This window comes from Paenalcaligenes sp. GW821-LYS-B07-1 (assembly GCF_058803365.1).
Genome location: NZ_CM179516.1, coordinates 828,784 through 845,362 on the forward strand (window position 1 = coordinate 828,784; position 16,579 = coordinate 845,362).

18 protein-coding genes are annotated in these 16,579 nt (G+C 49.6%); 10 read left to right on the forward strand and 8 right to left on the reverse strand.

Annotated elements, in window-relative coordinates:
- Nucleotides 1-34: 34 nt before the first annotated feature.
- Complete coding sequence (locus AC3QL0_RS03920; RefSeq protein WP_493010171.1) at nucleotides 35-541, forward strand: MarR family winged helix-turn-helix transcriptional regulator; 507 nt, start codon at nucleotides 35-37, stop codon at nucleotides 539-541.
- Between the two features lie 116 nt (nucleotides 542-657).
- Here the strand turns inward: AC3QL0_RS03920 and AC3QL0_RS03925 are convergent, their stop codons facing one another.
- Nucleotides 658-1,455, reverse strand: a complete 798-nt coding sequence (locus tag AC3QL0_RS03925; protein ID WP_493010172.1) for an RNA methyltransferase — start codon at nucleotides 1,453-1,455, stop codon at nucleotides 658-660.
- Between the two features lie 87 nt (nucleotides 1,456-1,542).
- Here AC3QL0_RS03925 and AC3QL0_RS03930 point away from each other — a divergent pair, with 87 nt between their 5' ends.
- From AC3QL0_RS03930 to AC3QL0_RS03950, 5 genes are all read left to right on the forward strand, one after another.
- Entirely contained in the window at nucleotides 1,543-2,325 is a 783-nt protein-coding gene (locus tag AC3QL0_RS03930; protein ID WP_135864652.1) for an inositol monophosphatase family protein, read from the forward strand.
- Nucleotides 2,326-2,631: 306 nt separating this feature from the next.
- On the forward strand, nucleotides 2,632-3,498 hold the full coding sequence (locus AC3QL0_RS03935) for an undecaprenyl-diphosphate phosphatase (protein WP_493010173.1): 867 nt from the start codon (nucleotides 2,632-2,634) through the stop codon (nucleotides 3,496-3,498).
- A 178-nt stretch (nucleotides 3,499-3,676) separates the two neighbouring features.
- A complete protein-coding gene (locus AC3QL0_RS03940) occupies nucleotides 3,677-4,204 on the forward strand; it encodes a DUF3916 domain-containing protein (RefSeq protein ID WP_493010174.1) in 528 nt (175 codons plus the stop codon).
- A 30-nt stretch (nucleotides 4,205-4,234) separates the two neighbouring features.
- Nucleotides 4,235-4,696: an immunity 42 family protein gene (locus AC3QL0_RS03945; protein ID WP_493010175.1), complete on the forward strand. Its 462-nt coding sequence runs from the start codon at nucleotides 4,235-4,237 to the stop codon at nucleotides 4,694-4,696.
- Between the two features lie 198 nt (nucleotides 4,697-4,894).
- Nucleotides 4,895-5,548 carry an outer membrane protein gene (locus tag AC3QL0_RS03950; RefSeq protein WP_493010176.1) on the forward strand — a complete coding sequence of 218 codons (654 nt, stop codon included), beginning with the start codon at nucleotides 4,895-4,897 and terminating at the stop codon, nucleotides 5,546-5,548.
- A gap of 78 nt (nucleotides 5,549-5,626) precedes the next feature.
- Here AC3QL0_RS03950 and AC3QL0_RS03955 read toward each other — a convergent pair whose 3' ends face one another.
- From AC3QL0_RS03955 to AC3QL0_RS03970, 4 genes are all read right to left on the reverse strand, one after another.
- Nucleotides 5,627-6,700 carry an AbrB family transcriptional regulator gene (locus AC3QL0_RS03955; RefSeq protein ID WP_493010177.1) on the reverse strand — a complete coding sequence of 358 codons (1,074 nt, stop codon included), beginning with the start codon at nucleotides 6,698-6,700 and terminating at the stop codon, nucleotides 5,627-5,629.
- Complete coding sequence (locus tag AC3QL0_RS03960) at nucleotides 6,700-8,211, reverse strand: tripartite tricarboxylate transporter permease (RefSeq protein WP_493010178.1); 1,512 nt, start codon at nucleotides 8,209-8,211, stop codon at nucleotides 6,700-6,702. The genes AC3QL0_RS03955 and AC3QL0_RS03960 overlap by 1 nt, the downstream gene beginning before the upstream one ends.
- 1 nt (nucleotide 8,212) lies before the next feature.
- Complete coding sequence (locus tag AC3QL0_RS03965; RefSeq protein ID WP_135866445.1) at nucleotides 8,213-8,674, reverse strand: tripartite tricarboxylate transporter TctB family protein; 462 nt, start codon at nucleotides 8,672-8,674, stop codon at nucleotides 8,213-8,215.
- Between the two features lie 70 nt (nucleotides 8,675-8,744).
- Nucleotides 8,745-9,749, reverse strand: coding sequence for a tripartite tricarboxylate transporter substrate binding protein (locus AC3QL0_RS03970; protein WP_493010179.1), 1,005 nt, complete (start codon nucleotides 9,747-9,749; stop codon nucleotides 8,745-8,747).
- Between the two features lie 197 nt (nucleotides 9,750-9,946).
- On the opposite strand from AC3QL0_RS03970, the gene AC3QL0_RS03975 reads away from it, so the two are divergent.
- The 3 genes from AC3QL0_RS03975 to prpB are packed head-to-tail and all read left to right on the forward strand — an operon-like array spanning nucleotide 9,947 to nucleotide 12,745.
- Entirely contained in the window at nucleotides 9,947-10,624 is a 678-nt protein-coding gene (locus AC3QL0_RS03975) for a GntR family transcriptional regulator (protein WP_493010180.1), read from the forward strand.
- Nucleotides 10,625-10,633: 9 nt separating this feature from the next.
- Nucleotides 10,634-11,791 carry a PrpF domain-containing protein gene (locus AC3QL0_RS03980; RefSeq protein ID WP_493010181.1) on the forward strand — a complete coding sequence of 386 codons (1,158 nt, stop codon included), beginning with the start codon at nucleotides 10,634-10,636 and terminating at the stop codon, nucleotides 11,789-11,791.
- Between the two features lie 27 nt (nucleotides 11,792-11,818).
- Complete coding sequence (prpB, locus tag AC3QL0_RS03985) at nucleotides 11,819-12,745, forward strand: methylisocitrate lyase (protein WP_493010182.1); 927 nt, start codon at nucleotides 11,819-11,821, stop codon at nucleotides 12,743-12,745.
- 55 nt (nucleotides 12,746-12,800) lie between these two features.
- Here the strand turns inward: prpB and AC3QL0_RS03990 are convergent, their stop codons facing one another.
- The 3 genes from AC3QL0_RS03990 to AC3QL0_RS04000 form a co-directional block, all read right to left on the reverse strand.
- Nucleotides 12,801-13,625 (reverse strand): UDP-2,3-diacylglucosamine diphosphatase, encoded by an 825-nt coding sequence (locus tag AC3QL0_RS03990; protein WP_493010183.1) that lies wholly within the window; start codon nucleotides 13,623-13,625, stop codon nucleotides 12,801-12,803.
- Nucleotides 13,600-14,109 carry a peptidylprolyl isomerase gene (locus AC3QL0_RS03995; protein ID WP_493010184.1) on the reverse strand — a complete coding sequence of 170 codons (510 nt, stop codon included), beginning with the start codon at nucleotides 14,107-14,109 and terminating at the stop codon, nucleotides 13,600-13,602. The genes AC3QL0_RS03990 and AC3QL0_RS03995 overlap by 26 nt, the downstream gene beginning before the upstream one ends.
- A gap of 172 nt (nucleotides 14,110-14,281) precedes the next feature.
- Nucleotides 14,282-14,947 (reverse strand): tetratricopeptide repeat protein, encoded by a 666-nt coding sequence (locus AC3QL0_RS04000; RefSeq protein WP_493010185.1) that lies wholly within the window; start codon nucleotides 14,945-14,947, stop codon nucleotides 14,282-14,284.
- Between the two features lie 131 nt (nucleotides 14,948-15,078).
- Between AC3QL0_RS04000 and cysS the strand changes: the two genes are divergently transcribed.
- Nucleotides 15,079-16,533: a cysteine--tRNA ligase gene (gene cysS / locus AC3QL0_RS04005; protein ID WP_493010186.1), complete on the forward strand. Its 1,455-nt coding sequence runs from the start codon at nucleotides 15,079-15,081 to the stop codon at nucleotides 16,531-16,533.
- Nucleotides 16,534-16,579 lie beyond the last annotated feature (46 nt).

Sequence of the window (16,579 nt, forward strand, 5' to 3'; positions counted from 1 at the left end):
TATCTTGATGTCAAGATAAATGCAGAGGCGTGTGATGACCAAGAAGAACGATGCGGTAGAGATTATTCTGGATCAATGGCGACGTGAACGCCCTGATTTAGATGTGGAGATCATGGGCCCCATAGGGCGTATCAACCGTTGCGCCATGTTGTTAGAGCAACGATTAGACGAGTGTTTTGCCGAATACGGTTTGTGCTTGTGGGAGTTCGATGTGTTGGCGGCGCTACGGCGCAGTGGCGCACCGTACTGCTTAAGCCCTACGGCCTTGTTCTACACCTTAATGGTGACATCCGGCACCATGACGCACAGGCTAAAACGCTTGGAAAGCAAGGGCTGGATTGTACGATTACCTAACGAACAAGACGCACGCAGTATGCTGGTGCAGCTCACCGATGAAGGTTTAGCCTTGATTAACAAGGTTGTGGCTATACACGTAGATAACGAGCGTAAGATGTTGGCCCCAATGGCGGTAGAACAGCTAGCGGTGTTGGACCAGAATTTGTCAGTGTTGCTGAAAATTTTAGATCCCGCCAAGGCCTAAGAGCGCGCTCTGTTTCCCAATAAAAAGGCCTAGCGGTGTGATTCCGTCTAGGCCGATTTTGCGCGTGTTGTGCAGGTAACCCTGCGTCTTCCACGCCGCAGGGGGTACCAGAACGATTATTTGGCTTGCTTTGCTGTTTTGAGCATGGCGGTACACATACCGCGTAGCATAGCCACCTCGTCTACGCTTAGACGATTACGACTAAAAATTTGTCGCATACGGGTAGGCAGCTTTTTGGGGTTTTCTGGGTCTAAAAAATCCACGCCTATTAAGGCTTCCTCAAAGTGCGTCATAAAGGCATCCAACTGCCCCATGGTGGCCAACGCCTTACCTGGATCCACCTTTCCGGGGGCGATAGGCAGAGTTTCTAGGTCGTACTGTTGCAATAATGCATAACGCAGTTCCCATGCCGCCAGTTGCAGAGCTTGGGCAACATTTAGCGAACTGTACTCAGGATTGGCCGGAATATGGCATAAGTGCTGACAGCTTTCCAGCTCTTGATTACTGAGCCCTGTACGCTCTGTGCCCAGTACAACCGCAATTTTCCCTGCACCTTCAGACAGGTGTGTTGCGCCCAATGTCGCGCTTTGGCGTATGTCTAATGGTGGTGGCCCCAAATAACGCGGTCTGGCTGTTAGCGCAAAAGAAAGTGAAACAGGCGCCAATGCTTGCTCTAAACTTGGTACGATAGAGGCTTGGCTTAAAACATCGGTTGCACCACTGGCCAGAGCAATCGCTTCGGCGTGCTCGGTAATGTGCTCATGTTTTGGTGCCACCAAACACAGTTCTTTAAAGCCCATAGTTTTGATTGCGCGTGCTGCAGCCCCCACGTTACCGGGATGGCTGGGCCGTACCATAATGAAGCGAACCTGCTCGAAGGCAGGGTGATTGGTGTGTGCCGATGTTTGTGTCATAAATACATTGATACAGAAAGCTTTTGTAGCCCTATTATTGCATTCGGGCAGCACAAGAGCAGGAAAATTTTACCGAACGGATTATCTATGCATCCCATGCTGAATACCGCCATCAAGGCGGCACGCCGAGCAGGCACCATCATCAACCGTGCTAGCGTGGATCTAGAAAAAATCAAAGTTGGCCGCAAAGGCCCCGGCGATTACGTAACCGAAATTGATGCGGCAGCTGAAGAAGCAATCATTGACATACTGCGTACTGCGTACCCTGACCATGGGTTTATAGGCGAAGAAACAGGCGAACTCATGCCCGAGGGCAATGACAACCCTGAAAACGTGTGGGTAATCGACCCGTTGGATGGCACCACCAACTTCATTCACGGTTTCCCTCACTACGCTATTTCCATTGCGATGCTGAACAAAGGCGTGCCTACACATGCCGTAATTTTTGACCCAGCCAAAAACGAAATTTTCCACGCCACTCGTGGCGGCGGCGCGTTCTTGGACGACCGCCGTATTCGTGTGTCCAGCTTGCGCAAATACCATGACGCATTGTTGGGCGCACACGTAGCCGACTCTGGCGGCGTAGTAAAAAGCACTTCTCCATTTTCCGCTATGCTTAGCGATTGCGCCGCTGTACGCCGCGTAGGCGCGACTGTGCTGGACCTAGCTTATGTGGCATGTGGTCGTTTGGACGGCTTTGTAGCAACTAATCTAAAACAGTGGGATATGGCTGCAGGTGCGTTGTTGGTACTGGAAGCAGGTGGTTTGGTGGGCGACTTCGCTGGCGAACAAACCTGGTACGAGTCTGGCAACATCATTGCAGCTACACCAAAAATCTTCACACAAATGATGGTGCACTTGGCTGAATAATCGCACCGTGAAGTAATTCAAACACCCCAACGTTCTTGTGATGTTGGGGTGTTTTTATTAGCGATGCAGGCGCAGAGTGGGGGCCATTCTGGTCAAGGTTAATAGAACGGCTGACTGCTCGGTAATCGCTACAGATGGCTATAGGTAAGCAGGCGTAAACAGCCCATTGTGATTTGATCTTGGGTCGTGTTCAAATACCCCTGTTTTATTCGTGATGCAGCAAGGCAAGTAAACGCCGCTTTTCTGCGTCAGGGCTAGTGTTATACACAGCCCGTTTTCATTGATTTTTGCTATTTCCGGGTTTTCATGACTGACTACACGCTGTACTTAATCAAAGCTGCGATTTTGGGCCTGATTGAAGGGTTCACAGAATTTATTCCGGTTTCCAGTACAGCACACTTGTTGCTGTTGGGTGAGTGGATATCTTTCCCCTCTGACAGTAATAAAGTGTTTGAGGTAGTGATTCAGTTTGGTTCCATCATGGCGGTGATCTGGTTGTTCAGAGCGCGTATTTGGCAATTGATCAAAGGGACCTTCAGCGGTGATCGCACCGAAATGATGTTCACCCGAAACCTGATCATTGCCTTCTTGCCTGCAGCGATCATCGGTGCGTTGACTATCAAATACATCAAAGCGCTATTTCATAACCCCTTGGTATTTGTGTTCACGCTGGTCATTGGTGGTTTGATTATGTTGTGGGTAGAGCGTAAACCAGCCTACGCAAAACAGCACCCTAACTACAAAGTAGAAGACGGTGTGACCGCCACCTCCGAAAAAGCTACCGCCTATTCGCTAGAAGAAATCACCTGGAAACAGGCGTTAGTAGTAGGCTTCGCGCAGTGTATTGCGATGATTCCCGGTACATCGCGTTCCGGTGCCACCATTGTGGGCGGGATGCTGGCTGGTGTACACCGTAAAACAGCGACTGAGTTCTCGTTCTTCTTGGCTATGCCTACCATGATGGCAGCCACTGTGTACGACTTGTACCGTAACGGTGCTAGCTTGAACGTAGAGCAAGGCTGGGGCATTGCCGTAGGTTTTGTGCTGGCATTCTTTAGTGCATTGTTCTTGGTGAAAGCTGTACTGCGCTTCGTATCACGCCACACCTACCGTCCATTTGCATGGTATCGCATCGCCTTAGGTGCGGTTGTGTTGCTATGGTTGTATGCGTAATTGCTAAGCGCTGAAACGATAAAAAGCCCGATTCTAGTGAGTCGGGCTTTTTTATGGGCTAGTAACTTATAGAAGTAGTGGTGGTTGGTGGTTTTCTAGTTGTTAGCTTAAGGTTAATAAAGTGGAGATAACCTGGAATCAAAGGATGTGTTCTTCTACCGATCGTTGGGAGTAATGAATGAGAACATTAGGTAGGGTGCAGAAGTTACGTGGTGTGAAACGACGACTACGATCTTTGGGTAAGTGGACTCGTGGTTTGGAAGGTTTTTACCCCCCTGATATTGAACAGGATCAGGATTATTGGAGTGTGAAGCTTCCTGTGATATCTAGTTTGGTGGATGGGAAATACACTAGTGTAGAAATTAGATCTTTATGTGCACAGTTTTTGATTGATGCTGCTCATAATATTTATAAATCAAAACCTTATGAGAGAGGGCAGGTACGGGTGACGTGCGTGATTTCTTTACCGCAAATGTTTGCTAGTGAGATTTGTTTGTTTATGAATGATGAGTATTTTAGATTTCATACAGAACCAGGCGTGAAAATGTTGGGAAATATTTCCCATATTTCAGGGAGAAGTCTTTGTTCTGAGTGGGGGTTAGTAATTCCAAGTGAATTTTCAGAGATTGGAGTGAGAAGAGATGAGATGGATGGTGATGGAAATAAAATTTATACGGAATATTGGTATATAGGTGAAGTGGGTTAAAGATGATTGTCGTGTGAAAATGGGGGTGTAATGATAATCGGTGATCCTTTTTGTTTTGCTATCCAATATGATGTTGTTAGTGAATGGAATGATCAAGGAGATATCTGGAAGAATGGATTGTTTTCTATTTATATAGATGGGAAAAGAATATTCGGGAGTGTTGAAACAATAGAGTTGGTTACGACAATTAGTTGTTATCAAAAATTCCCTATAGATAAAATGAAAATTAATGACCTAGATATTGATGCATTCTCTCTCTATAAAAGTGCACGAGAGTATTTTTATGGAGATGCGGAGAGGATTGTCGATGGTCTTTTTGATTTCTCTTGTACGGCTATGGAAGATGCAGGGTGTTGTGTGTATTACATACAAACTACTGCAGGAGATAGGCTGGTGTGGAGCGTTGATCATGGCATCAATGTCAGTGAAATCACGTTGAAGCCCGGCACTGTTAAAAAAATAGTGGATGAAATTCAGAATTGCGTGTTGTAAAGACTTATTAGGTTTCTAATTTATCTTTGTAATTAAAGTAATAATCCGTACTACTTTGTAGACTATTTACCAATCATATTCAGAACATCCTTAGTCCTTTCGTAGTAAGTAAGCGCATATCCTATGTTTTTCTAAAATAACCTACGTACCATATTCTTTTGCGTATGGGCATTAGGAAGATTTTTAATGGAGATAAACATGAGAATGCATCTAGTCGCATTAGCTGTTCTGCTGGCGTCATCTACTACCGTCGCGGCTGAACAAAATGCTACGTATAACTGGACAGGTGCCTATGTGGGTGGGCAAGTAGGGTATAGCTGGGGAACATCGCGCTATAGCAATGAGCTTGATGAGCGATTCAAGTTTGAGCCTGATGGGGTTCTGGGCGGACTGTATGGCGGCTATAACTACCAGCTAGAGAATAATATTGTGCTGGGTGTGGATGCTGATTTTGTCTTTTCGGATATGAAAGACAACAGTGGAAAATATTACGATGATGGCGACTTAGACCCTAGCATGCGTTCCAAGTTAAAAATGCGTTGGAATGGTGCTGCGCGTTTACGTGTGGGTTACGCGTTAGATAACCTCTTGCCCTATGTGGCGGGCGGTGTGTCTTACGGTGATTACTATATGAAGGCTTCGGATGACGAGGATTCATCAGGTAAGAAATCGGTACATAGAGCAGGTTGGAATATTGGTGCAGGGGTGGATTATGCGCTGTCCGATTCATTGATTGCTCGTCTTGAGTATCGTTACACCGATTATGGTAAGGCCAGCGTATTGAGCGGTATTTCTGACCGCCTCAAACTTAGAACTCACGATGTGCGTTTAGGGGTTGCCTACAAGTTCTGATCGCTATGCGACAGAGGATAAAAAGCCGTGAATGCATCACGGCTTTTTTTGTGGCAAGGGGGGTATCGTCGCGTAAATTTATTTGGTGCTATTTGGTATACGACTAGTGATCCAACCCAAGAAGCTGACCAGAAATAACACACGGATTAGGTGGTGGGTGGTCACGATGGCGGGGTCTATGTTTAACGCCAGCGCCATGACGCCTATTTCTGGTGCGCCACCTGGTAGCAATACCAGGAATACGGCACCAAAGGGTGCGCCAGTGAGGGTGTGTAAGGCGAGAGCGCAGACCACAGCTAGCAGGGCTAAACCTATGCCTACGAGTATGGATAACCAGCCGTCTTTGATCAGGACTTTCCAACTGTAGCCCACAAAGCGTACGCCTACACTGGTGCCAATCACTAATTGGGATAGTGCTGCGGCGGCAGGGTGAGCAATGGCTTGGGTATAACCTGATGCGTGCAAAATCGCGGAAAACAGCAGCGGGAACAGCAGCATGCCGGTAGCAAAGCGTAGTTGTCGTGCGAGTAACCATCCTGCTACAGCACAAACCACTAATACCAATTGCGATACCCATGAAAACGTAGCTTGATCAGCATGTTGCCCAATGGGTAGCGCGCTGGCGGGTAGCTCGTAATGGCCTACGTAGTGCAGCACGATGGGGGTTAGTGCAAGCAAGGCGACCAAGCGGGCTGAGTGGCTTAAGGCAATGCGTCGGCTGTCAGCTTTATAGCTGTCGGCGATGGCGCTAACAATGGATAAACCACCGGGGATGGCTGCAAAAGTGGCGTTGATCCTATCCATACCAGACCAGCGCGCCAGTACTTTGAAGCTGATCAGGAAGTACACCACCGTCAGAATCAGCATCACGCTTAGGGTGGGGACCCATTGGCTTAGTGTATGCAATGTTTCGGGGGAAAAGCTGCTGCCTAGGATGGTGCCCAACATGGCCATGGCATAACCGCGCCATGCAGAAGGAATGGCCAGTTTTACGCCGCAAAGAGCAGCCAAAGAACACGCTACCAAACTGCCTAGTACCCACGGCAGAGACAGGCCCATTTGTATAAAACTTAGGCCGCCAAGTAAACCTACGCCAAGGGCGATTAAGCCCTTGGCGCGGGATTGCATATAGCTAGAAACACGATTCATCATTAGTGTGCTTGCGCCATTTTTTTCATTTTCTGGCGTCGCAGCATAGGCATGATGATGACCGAGACAATGAACAAGACCAGCAAGCCTATAGCAATAGGACGTTCGGTAATGTAGCTAAGTGGGCTACCACCAGAGATCTGCAAGGTGCGCACCAGTTCACTTTCTGTCATCTGGCCAAGCAATAAGCCAATCACGGTAGCGGCTACAGGGTAGTCGTGTCGGCGCATCAACCAGCCTAAACCTGCAAACACCATGACGGTGATAGGGCCAGCAATGGTGCCGGTAATCCCAAAACCACCCCATGCACACAGTGCTAATACGGAAGGCACTAGGTAGTTCAGAGGAATACGTACGACCAGACCCAGAATAGGCAAAATCATCAGGGCAACAATACCCAGCAAAATCACCTGACCAAAGTTACCCATGATAATGGCGTAGACCACATCACGTTGGTCGCGAATGAAGGACGGGCCACCTACCAGGTTATGGAACGAGAACGCTGCCAACAGTACCGCTGTTGCCGCACCGCCTGGGATACCCAAGGCGAGCAGCGCTGTCATGGAACCGCCTTCGGAGCTAGAGTTGGAAGACTCCGCGGCAATCAAGCCTTCTGTGCAGCCTGTACCGAACTTTTCGGGTTCTTTAGAGGATCGACGGATTTCACCGTAGGCCACCAAGTTAGCCACAGACGAACCTACGCCGGGCACAGCGCCAATCAGTGCACCAATAAAACTGCCTTTGAGCAGGATTTTTGGGTACTTAAAGACTTCTTTAAAGCCGGTCAGGATTTTGCGTATGGAAATGCTACGTGCGGCTTTGTCTTCCACCAAGTACGTGCTGGAACGCAAACGCAGTAATTCGGACGCGGCAAACAAACCAATCATCGCGGGTACTACTGCAATACCATCAATCAGGTACGGTGTACCCAAGGTGGCGCGCATTGTGCCTGTAGAGGACATACCTACTTGGCTAAGTAGCAAGCCAAAAGCGCCAGCCAACAAGCCTTTAAGTACGGTACTGTCGTTCAGCGTAGCAATCAGTGCCAAGCCCCACAGCACAATCATCACCATTTCTAGCGGGCCTAGGCGCAATACCATACCAGCTAAGGGTTGAATCAATAGCATCAGTAGCGCGTAGCCGATGAAAGTCCCTACAACGGATGCACCCAGACCAATACCCAGTGCTTCGTTGTGTTTGCCTTGGCGCGCCATGGGGTAGCCGTCAAAGGCGGTGGCGACACTGGACGATGAGCCCGGTATGTTCATCAGCACAGCTGTCACACCGCCGCCGTATGCACCACCTGTGAAGATAGCGGTTAAGAACAGCATGGCTTGCAGGAAGTCCATTGCCCACGTTACTGGCAAAAATACTGCCATCGCCATGGAGATCTGCAAACCGGGTACAGCACCAAAAACCAGACCAATAATGAGGCCGGGAATCACGAATAGCCAAGGGTCGAAACTGGTGAACAGCAAGCCCAAAGACTGAGAAAAAGCGAAAGTATCAATCATCTCAGAACACCAGAAGTGGCATAGGGAATGGGAACAAAGAGCCAAACCCTTTGATCAGCGCCAAGGTAAACAAGAACGCAAAAATAGGTGGCGCAATTTTGTTTTTCTCGCCGCCCATTAAAATGCCTACCCACACAAAAACGAAGGTGGCGACATCAAAGCCGACGGTAGTCAGGCTAAGGCAGAAAACGGCAAAAGCACCCAACAGCAAGAGATCGCCTAAGGTGGATTTGCGAGCCGCTTGTGCTTCGCTAGGTGTTGCGGAGGTTTTGGTGGCAGGTTTGCGTAAATTGCTGATGGCTATGCACAGCACCAACAGTACGCAGGCTATCCCGCTGGGTACCACCACGATCAGGTTGTAGAGTTTGTCTGAAGCACTGAAGGCACTCCAGTTGAGGAAGATTGCGGCGGCACAAACCACCAGCAAGAACACAAGATGTGTAAGAGAAATTCGTGTAGCCATTAGAGGTTTCCAAAGCGGTGGGTCTGGCGACTGTTCGTTCAGTCAAAAATGCCCGCCAGACCCATGGCTATTAGAGTTGATCTTTGTACTGCTCTAGCACTTCAAAGTTTTTGTAGATGATTTCGGTAGTGCGATCTGGGCCTAGCCAGTCCGAACCAATACCTTGTTTTTTCAAGGTTTCTTTGAACTCTGGATTGGACAGCACTTCGCGGTAGGCTTCAGCAAATTTCTCGAAGCGCTCTGGGTACTGCTCTTTAAACTCGGCGTGAGCAGCAATACCACGCATGGAACCCACCAACGTTTGTACCGGTTCGCGGCCAGCTTGTTGCAGCACTTCGTTCAAAGTAGGGGCATCCCATTCTTCTAAGCGCTCATCCGATGCCACGGCTAAGGGGCGAATGAATTCGGCGATAGGGAGCGTGCCATCGGCCGCCAATACAGCCATTTCTACTTGACCACCCGCTACCGCGGTACGTGCAGCGTTACCAGATTGGTAGGTCACGATATTCACGGCGTCAGCAGGCAAACCGTAGGCTTGTAGCATTTGGATGGTGTTGATGTGGCCAGTTGAGCCAGGCACTACGCTGATACGGAATTTGCCGGGTTGCTCTTTGATGGCAGCAATAAATTCGTCCATGGTTTGGTAGGGCAGTTTGGCATTTAGCGCAAACAAGTCCATGTCGGTCCATTGGCCGTTCACAAATGCAAAGTCATCCAAACTATAGTCCGCATCCAGATTTAGAATGGCGCTGCTGATGTAAGGATGAATGGAAGTCACCAAAAAGAAGGTACCGTCTTTTGGCATATTACGGAAATACACTTGGCCTACATGGCCGCCACCGCCTTCTTGGTTGATGGCACGAATAGGTACACCGAGTTTTTCTTGCATTTGCTGGGCAACCAGACGTGCGGTACGGTCAGCAGAGCCCCCAGGTCCTAACGCAATCACAAAGGTGATTTGCTGGTTAGGCCAGTTATCTGCTTTTTGTGCTACAGCGGGTGCAGCAGCGGACAAGGTCAGAGAGCTACCTACCAACAATGTGGCTGCCCATGTTTTGATGCGTTTGAAATTCATTGCTTATTCCTGATGAAGGCAGAGCGCCAAACTGAAAATGTTTACAATGTGTGTTTGTGTAAGGCTATTGGACTTCCATAGGTTTCTATCATCAATTAGGGTTTCTACTAGAATATGTGTTTTATTAAGGGGTTAATGCTATATTTCAGTAAAAACACACTCTACCTATTTTTATTGCGAGACTAAGATTGTTTACAATGTCAGGTATTGATCCCCAAGGTCACGGTTCGGCAAGCATGAAAATTGCCCAAGAACTGGCCAATGACATCATGGCTGGAAAGTTGCAGCCAGGTGACAGGTTGGGGGAAGTGGTGTTGGCTGAGCGTTTTGATATCAGCCGTGGTCCAGTACGAGAAGCCCTGCGTAGTTTAGTGGCGTTGGGGTTGATAACGTTCACGCCCAATATTGGAGCGAGCGTACGAGTGATGACCGCAGCCGATGCTAAGGCACTTTATGAAGTACGTGCTGCGTTAGAAACTGAGGCCGCTCGATTGGCTGCGCTGAACGTGGATGATTCTGCTAAGGCGGCATTGCAGCCACTGTTGGATATGGATGCACACTCCGTAGCAAGTCACCCTTCGGGCGCTTATTTGCAACGTAGTGGCGACAGAGATTTCCACAACCTGATTGCCCAGCTAAGTGGCAACGAATTAATTCGTCGTGCGTTGAGCGAAGAGCTGTATCCGCAATTGGTTTTACTGCGCTCACAGCATAAAAATGTGCGTGGCAGGGGGCAGGTTGCTTTGAAAGAGCACCAACGCATTGTAGAGGCCATCATGGAGCGAGACAGTGAATTGGCTGCGCTACTGATGCGTCGACATTTGACCGCAAGCTGGAACGCATTTTCCAGTCAGTTAGAAAACAACATGGAGTAGACAACACGCATGGCCCATCAACAACGTATACCCGCCGTGTTCATGCGCGGAGGCACCTCTAAGGCGCTAATGCTGAAACGCGCTGATTTGCCTACAGATCAACACCAGTGGCCCGCTATTTTTTTGGCAGCATTGGGTAGCCCTGATCCTTATGGCAGACAGTTGGACGGTATGGGGGGCGGGCAGTCGTCGCTGAGCAAGGTGTGCATCATAGGCCCTAGCTCAGTAGAGGGTGCGGATGTGGACTATACCTTTGCGCAAATCTCCGTTACCGGTACTAATGTGGATTACAGCGGTAACTGCGGTAACATGAGTTCTGCCGTGGGGCCATTTGCCTACGACGAAAAAATGGTGGTGGGGCCAGTGGATGGTGAGTGTGTGGTTAGGATCCATAACACCAACTCCGGCAAGATTATTGTGTCGCGTTTTGCGGTAGAAGGTGGCGAAGCGTGCGTGAGCGGTGATACCCGCATTACAGGCTTGGCTTCTGCTGGTGCGCCTGTGACCTTGAGTTTTGAAGACCCTGCTAATACGCGAGGTCGCGGTGTGCTGCCTGCCGAGGCTGTGGTGGTTGATTTACCTACGATGCAGGGCGGCAGCGTGCAGGCCACGCTAGTGGATTCAGCGATTCCAGCCGTGTTTGTGCAAGCAGAGGCCGTGGGTGTTAGTGCCGACATCATGCCAGATGCCGTAGATGCGCATGCCACATTGTTGGCGGATTTAGAGCATGTGCGCCAAGCCGCATCAGTGCGCATGGGGATTGCCGCCTCTATGGAAGAGGCGGCACGCATTATTGCTATTCCTAAATTGTGCATGGTGGGTAAGGCGCAAACCTATACAGCGCTCAACGGTCAGGAAATCGCAGCACGTGATGTGGATGTGATGGTGCGCATGATTTCAGCGGGACAACCGCATCGTGCAGCCCCTATTACGGTGTCGCTGGCTACAGCAACCGCCGCGGCGATTGCCGGCAGTGTGGTGCGGCAGTGTGTGGGTGAAAACGTGGATTTAAGCGCTATACGTTTGGGTTCGCCCAGCGGTGTGGTGCAAGTGGGTGTTGATTTGGTGCAGCAAGCCGGGCTGCCTGCACCACAGATTCTTTCGGCAAGTATTGTGCGTACGCAGCGTCGCCTGATGGAAGGTGCTGTGTGCGTTCCTACGCTATAAATTTCGTTATATGAATGGATGGAAATCATGACTAATACCGATGCAAAAGCTGTGTGGTTAGAGCAGCCGCAACCGCGTGGTTTAGGGGCTCAACTGGCAAGCTACTGGGAACAGAAGAAATTCATTTCCATCGTGGGTGCATACGATCCCATTGGTGGTTTGCTGGCGCGTGATGCCGGTTTTGAAGCTCTGTATCTGTCAGGTGGTGCGTTAACGGCGTCGCTGGGCTTGCCCGATCTGGGTTTGATCACCATGGAAGAACTGGTCACACGAGCTCAAGCTATTGTGCGTGTTACCCGTTTGCCGCTGGTAGTAGACGGCGACACAGGTTTTGGTGAAGCGTTAAACGTGATGCGTTTGGTGCGAGAGTTGGAAGACGTGGGCGTGGCTGCTGTGCAGTTGGAAGATCAAATCTTGCCTAAGAAGTGTGGTCACTTGAATGGCAAACAATTGGTGAGCCCTGAAGACATGGCCGCTAAAATTGCTGCGGCATCTAAAGCACGTAGTGACCTACGTATTATTGCGCGTACCGATGCGGCAGGCAGCGAGGGGTTGGAGGCGGCTATTGCTCGCGCCAAGATGTATGTGCAAGCCGGTGCAGATGCTATTTTCCCCGAAGCGCTGACAACGCAAGAAGAGTTCGAGATTTTCTCTAGGGAAATCGATGTGCCTTTGTTGGCAAACATGACTGAGTTTGGTCGTACACCACAAACCTCTGCAGAAGAGTTTGAGAAGCTGGGCTACGACATGGCGATTTGGCCAGTATCCAGTTTGCGTATTGCAGCCAAAGCGATGGAGCTTTTCTACACTAGCCTGAAGCAAACGGGTTCTGCGGCCAGCAGCGTACCGAACATGCAAACACGTGCTGAACTGTATGAGCTGATCAATTACTTTGGTTACGAGTCCTTAGATAGCTCTATTCAGCGCACGATCATTCCTGATGTCATCGACTAAGGTTTACGGTGATACGAGTGAACACATAGGCCAACGTGTATGCGTTGGCCTGTTGCTATGGTGTGGGTGTAGAGACTACATCGCACAGTAGGTCATCATGGCCTTGGCGGTGCAAGATGATGTGCTCAGGGGTAATGGATAACCATCCTGCGCGGGGCGGCTGGCTGTGATCGAATTCCCAGTCAGGCAACACAATGCGTCTATAGCTGGGGTGCTCGGCGTCTACCTGATGCAGGGCAGGGCGGTGAGTATGCCCGTGTATCAGTGTGGGCTGATTATTCTGTAGCATGATGTCTAGGCATGCCTCAGTGTTCACATCGGTGACTTGGTACGTTTTATGCTGGCCGGCGGCTTTGCTACGTTTTCTGAAAAAGTTGGCAATGCGCTGTCTGGTTTTTAAGCTCAGGCTATAGAACAGGGCTTGGGTCAGCGGGTGACGCACAATGCGTCTAAAGCGTTGATAGCCGTGATCGTCTGTGCATAACTCATCGCCATGCAATAACAAGAACTCAAACGCATCGGTACGCAGTATGACTTGATCGGGCAGTAGTTCGGCCTGTAAGAACGACGCTAGCTGTTTGCCTATTAAGAAGTCGCGGTTGCCACGTACTAGATAGAGCTTCTTGCGTTGGCTGAAGCGCTGCAGGTGCTGCAGGGCATCGTTTAACCAGGGCTCGGGAGCATGTATTTGCTCGTCCCCAATCCAGGCGTTGAAGATGTCACCGACTAAAATCAGGTGCTCACATACATCAGCGGCCTGCTCCAAAAATTGGTAGAAGGCCGCTGATGTATGGGGGCCTTGCGGCCCCAGGTGTATATCCGCGGCAAGCCAAACGGTGCCGCGTAACGCCCGTTTATTCAACGATAGTGGCGCTTTCAATGATCAGGTCTTCCACTGGTACGTCTTGATGGAAACCTTTGTTGCCAGTTTTCGCTGTTTTCATGCTATCTACAACGTCTTGGCCTTCAACTACTTTACCGAATACGGCGTAGCCCCAACCGTTAGGTGTAGGGGAAGTGAAGTTCAGGAAGTCGTTGTTCGTCACGTTGATGAAGAACTGAGCTGTAGCAGAGTGAGGATCGGAAGTGCGAGCCATGGCCAGTGTGTACTGGTCGTTTTTCAGGCCGTTATTAGCTTCGTTCTCTACTGGGGATTTTGTTGGTTTTTGCTTCATGCCAGCTTCAAAGCCACCGCCTTGAATCATGAAGTTGTTGATTACACGGTGAAAGATCGTGCCATCGTAAAAACCGTCTTGCACGTAGCCGATGAAGTTTTCTACTGTTTTAGGTGCTGCTTCGGCGTTCAATTCGATAATGATGTCGCCTTTGTTAGTTTGCAGTTTAACTTTTGGGTTTGTGCTCATGGCGCTACCTTGTGTTGTAGTTGATGAGGCCGCATGCGCTGGTGAGTACACCAGACCTGCAAAACAGAGCAGGGCGGCAAGAGTAAAGAGGCGCATAGCCAAGACATGCGCAGACTTGAAAAAGGGTAAGTTTTGCATAATAGGCGATGCTCGTTAAAAATAGGCTAAACAGTTATTGTTGCAGAATTTGTTGGGTTTGTTGTGTACGGCTTTGGCCTAATTGTCCCGAGGCTTTGAAAGACTCGTTGGCCAGCATCAGTTGCACTTCACCCATATTGGCACGAGCGACTCGGTAATTAGGGTCGGCAGCCAATGCCATTTCTAGTGCTTCTTGAGCCATTTGCAATTTGCCTTGGCGCATATATTCAGCGGCCAGATTATTCCATGGCTCGGGCAGTTCAGGGGCATCAATAGTGAGTTGTTGGTACGCAGCGATCGCTTCGTCGTGGCGTTTTAACGCCGAAAGGGCTCTGCCCTGTAAAAACAACAGTTGTACGTCAGAGCCTATTTCGTTACGTGCTTCACGTTGTGCTATGCGTTTTTCAATAGCGTCTAAAGCCTCAGCGGCTTGTCCGGCATCCAGCATGCGTTGAATACGTTGGGTGATCTCGCTGGCGCTTAACGGGCGTGACGTGTCAGCACCGGGGCTGATAGAGTCCAAAATGCGGGCCAAACCTTTCCAGCCTCGATCCTCTTGCACTTCATTGGCAAAAATCTCTTGATCTTGCGCAGAGAGTCTGGTGTGCGGGGTTTGAGCATGAGCAATGCTGGAAATACCCCCTATAATGAAAAGCGAGGCGAATACACACGCTTGCAGGCGATTAAGAGTCTGGTTCACGAAGTCAGATGCCTTTATTGGTATACTTTACGATCCGTCATTTTAGCGTGTCTGTTGGTTTGGTGGTGATTCACGCTTGCGTTGGCGTGTTTTTTTATTCTATCGTATTGATTTTTAAGTGATTACTGTACATGTTGCACATTTATAATACATTGTCGCGTAGCAAAGAGGAATTCAAGCCTAGTCAGGCTGGCGTTGTGCGCATGTATGTGTGTGGGATGACGGTGTATGACTTCTGTCACCTTGGTCATGCTCGCATGTTGGTAAGCTTTGACGTGATTCAACGTTGGTTGCGTCAGTCAGGTTATCAGGTCAATTACGTACGCAATATTACAGACATCGAAGATAAGATCATCCGTCGTGCTGTAGAAACAAATCGCACTATCGGTGAAGTCACTGACTTTTATATTGCGGCCATGCATGCGGATGAAAAAGCGTTAGGGGTAGAGTCTCCTGACTCTGAACCTCGTGCTACAGAGTACGTAGGCGATATGTTGGGCATTATCCGCAAGCTGGAAGAAAACGGCTTGGCCTACCAAGGCAGCGATGGTGATGTGAACTTTGCTGTACGTAAATTTGATGGCTATGGAAAGCTATCCGGTAAAAGCTTGGATGATTTGCGTGCGGGCGAGCGTGTTGCTGTTGCTGACGGTAAACGCGACCCACTGGATTTTGTGTTGTGGAAATCTGCCAAAGCCGAAGAGCCGGCAGAGTCCAAATGGGAATCCCCTTACGGTTTAGGCCGTCCGGGCTGGCACATTGAGTGCTCGGCCATGAGCCACTCCTTGCTGGGTATGCCTCTAGATATACACGGCGGTGGCCCTGACCTGAAATTCCCACACCATGAAAACGAAATTGCACAGTCCGAAGGTGCATTTGGTGGCACGATGGCCAAGTACTGGATGCATTGTGGCCCATTGATGGTGGATGCCGAGAAAATGTCCAAGTCGTTGGGCAATTTCCGCAATATTCGTCAAACCATTGCAGCGGATGGTGATGCCGCAGATCAGGCAACGTACGTGGCAAATCCGCGCGAAGCTGAAATGTTGCGTTTCTTCATTGTGCGCAACCATTACCGTAGTATTCAGAATTACGCAGCAGATAACTTATTTGATGCACAGCAAGCGGTAGACCGCTTGTACCAAACCTTGGCAAATGTGCCAGCGGCTGAGCAAGAAATTGATTGGACACTGCCTGCGGCACAACGCTTTGCAGTGGCAATGAACGATGATTTCAATACTGCCGGTGCTATGGCTGTATTGTTTGAGCTTTCTGCCGCCGCTAACCGTGACAAATGCGAACAAAGCGCTGGCCTGATGAAAGCATTGGGTGGTGTGTTGGGTCTGTTGCAAAAAGATCCAGCGCAGTACTTACGTTCGGCATCTCGTTATGTGCGTGATGCACGTCAAGGTTCTACCGAAGATCAGCTCACCGACGATGCTATTGATGCTCTGGTGGCAGAGCGCACTCAAGCCAAAGCTGACCGCGATTTCGCCAAGGCAGATGCCTTGCGCAAGCAGTTGCAAGAAGCGGGTATTGAGCTAGAAGACAAGGCGGGTGGCGTCACTCAGTGGCGACGAGCCTAGGAGCAAAGATAGTGCATAAACCGCATTATTGGGATGAAGCCAAAAC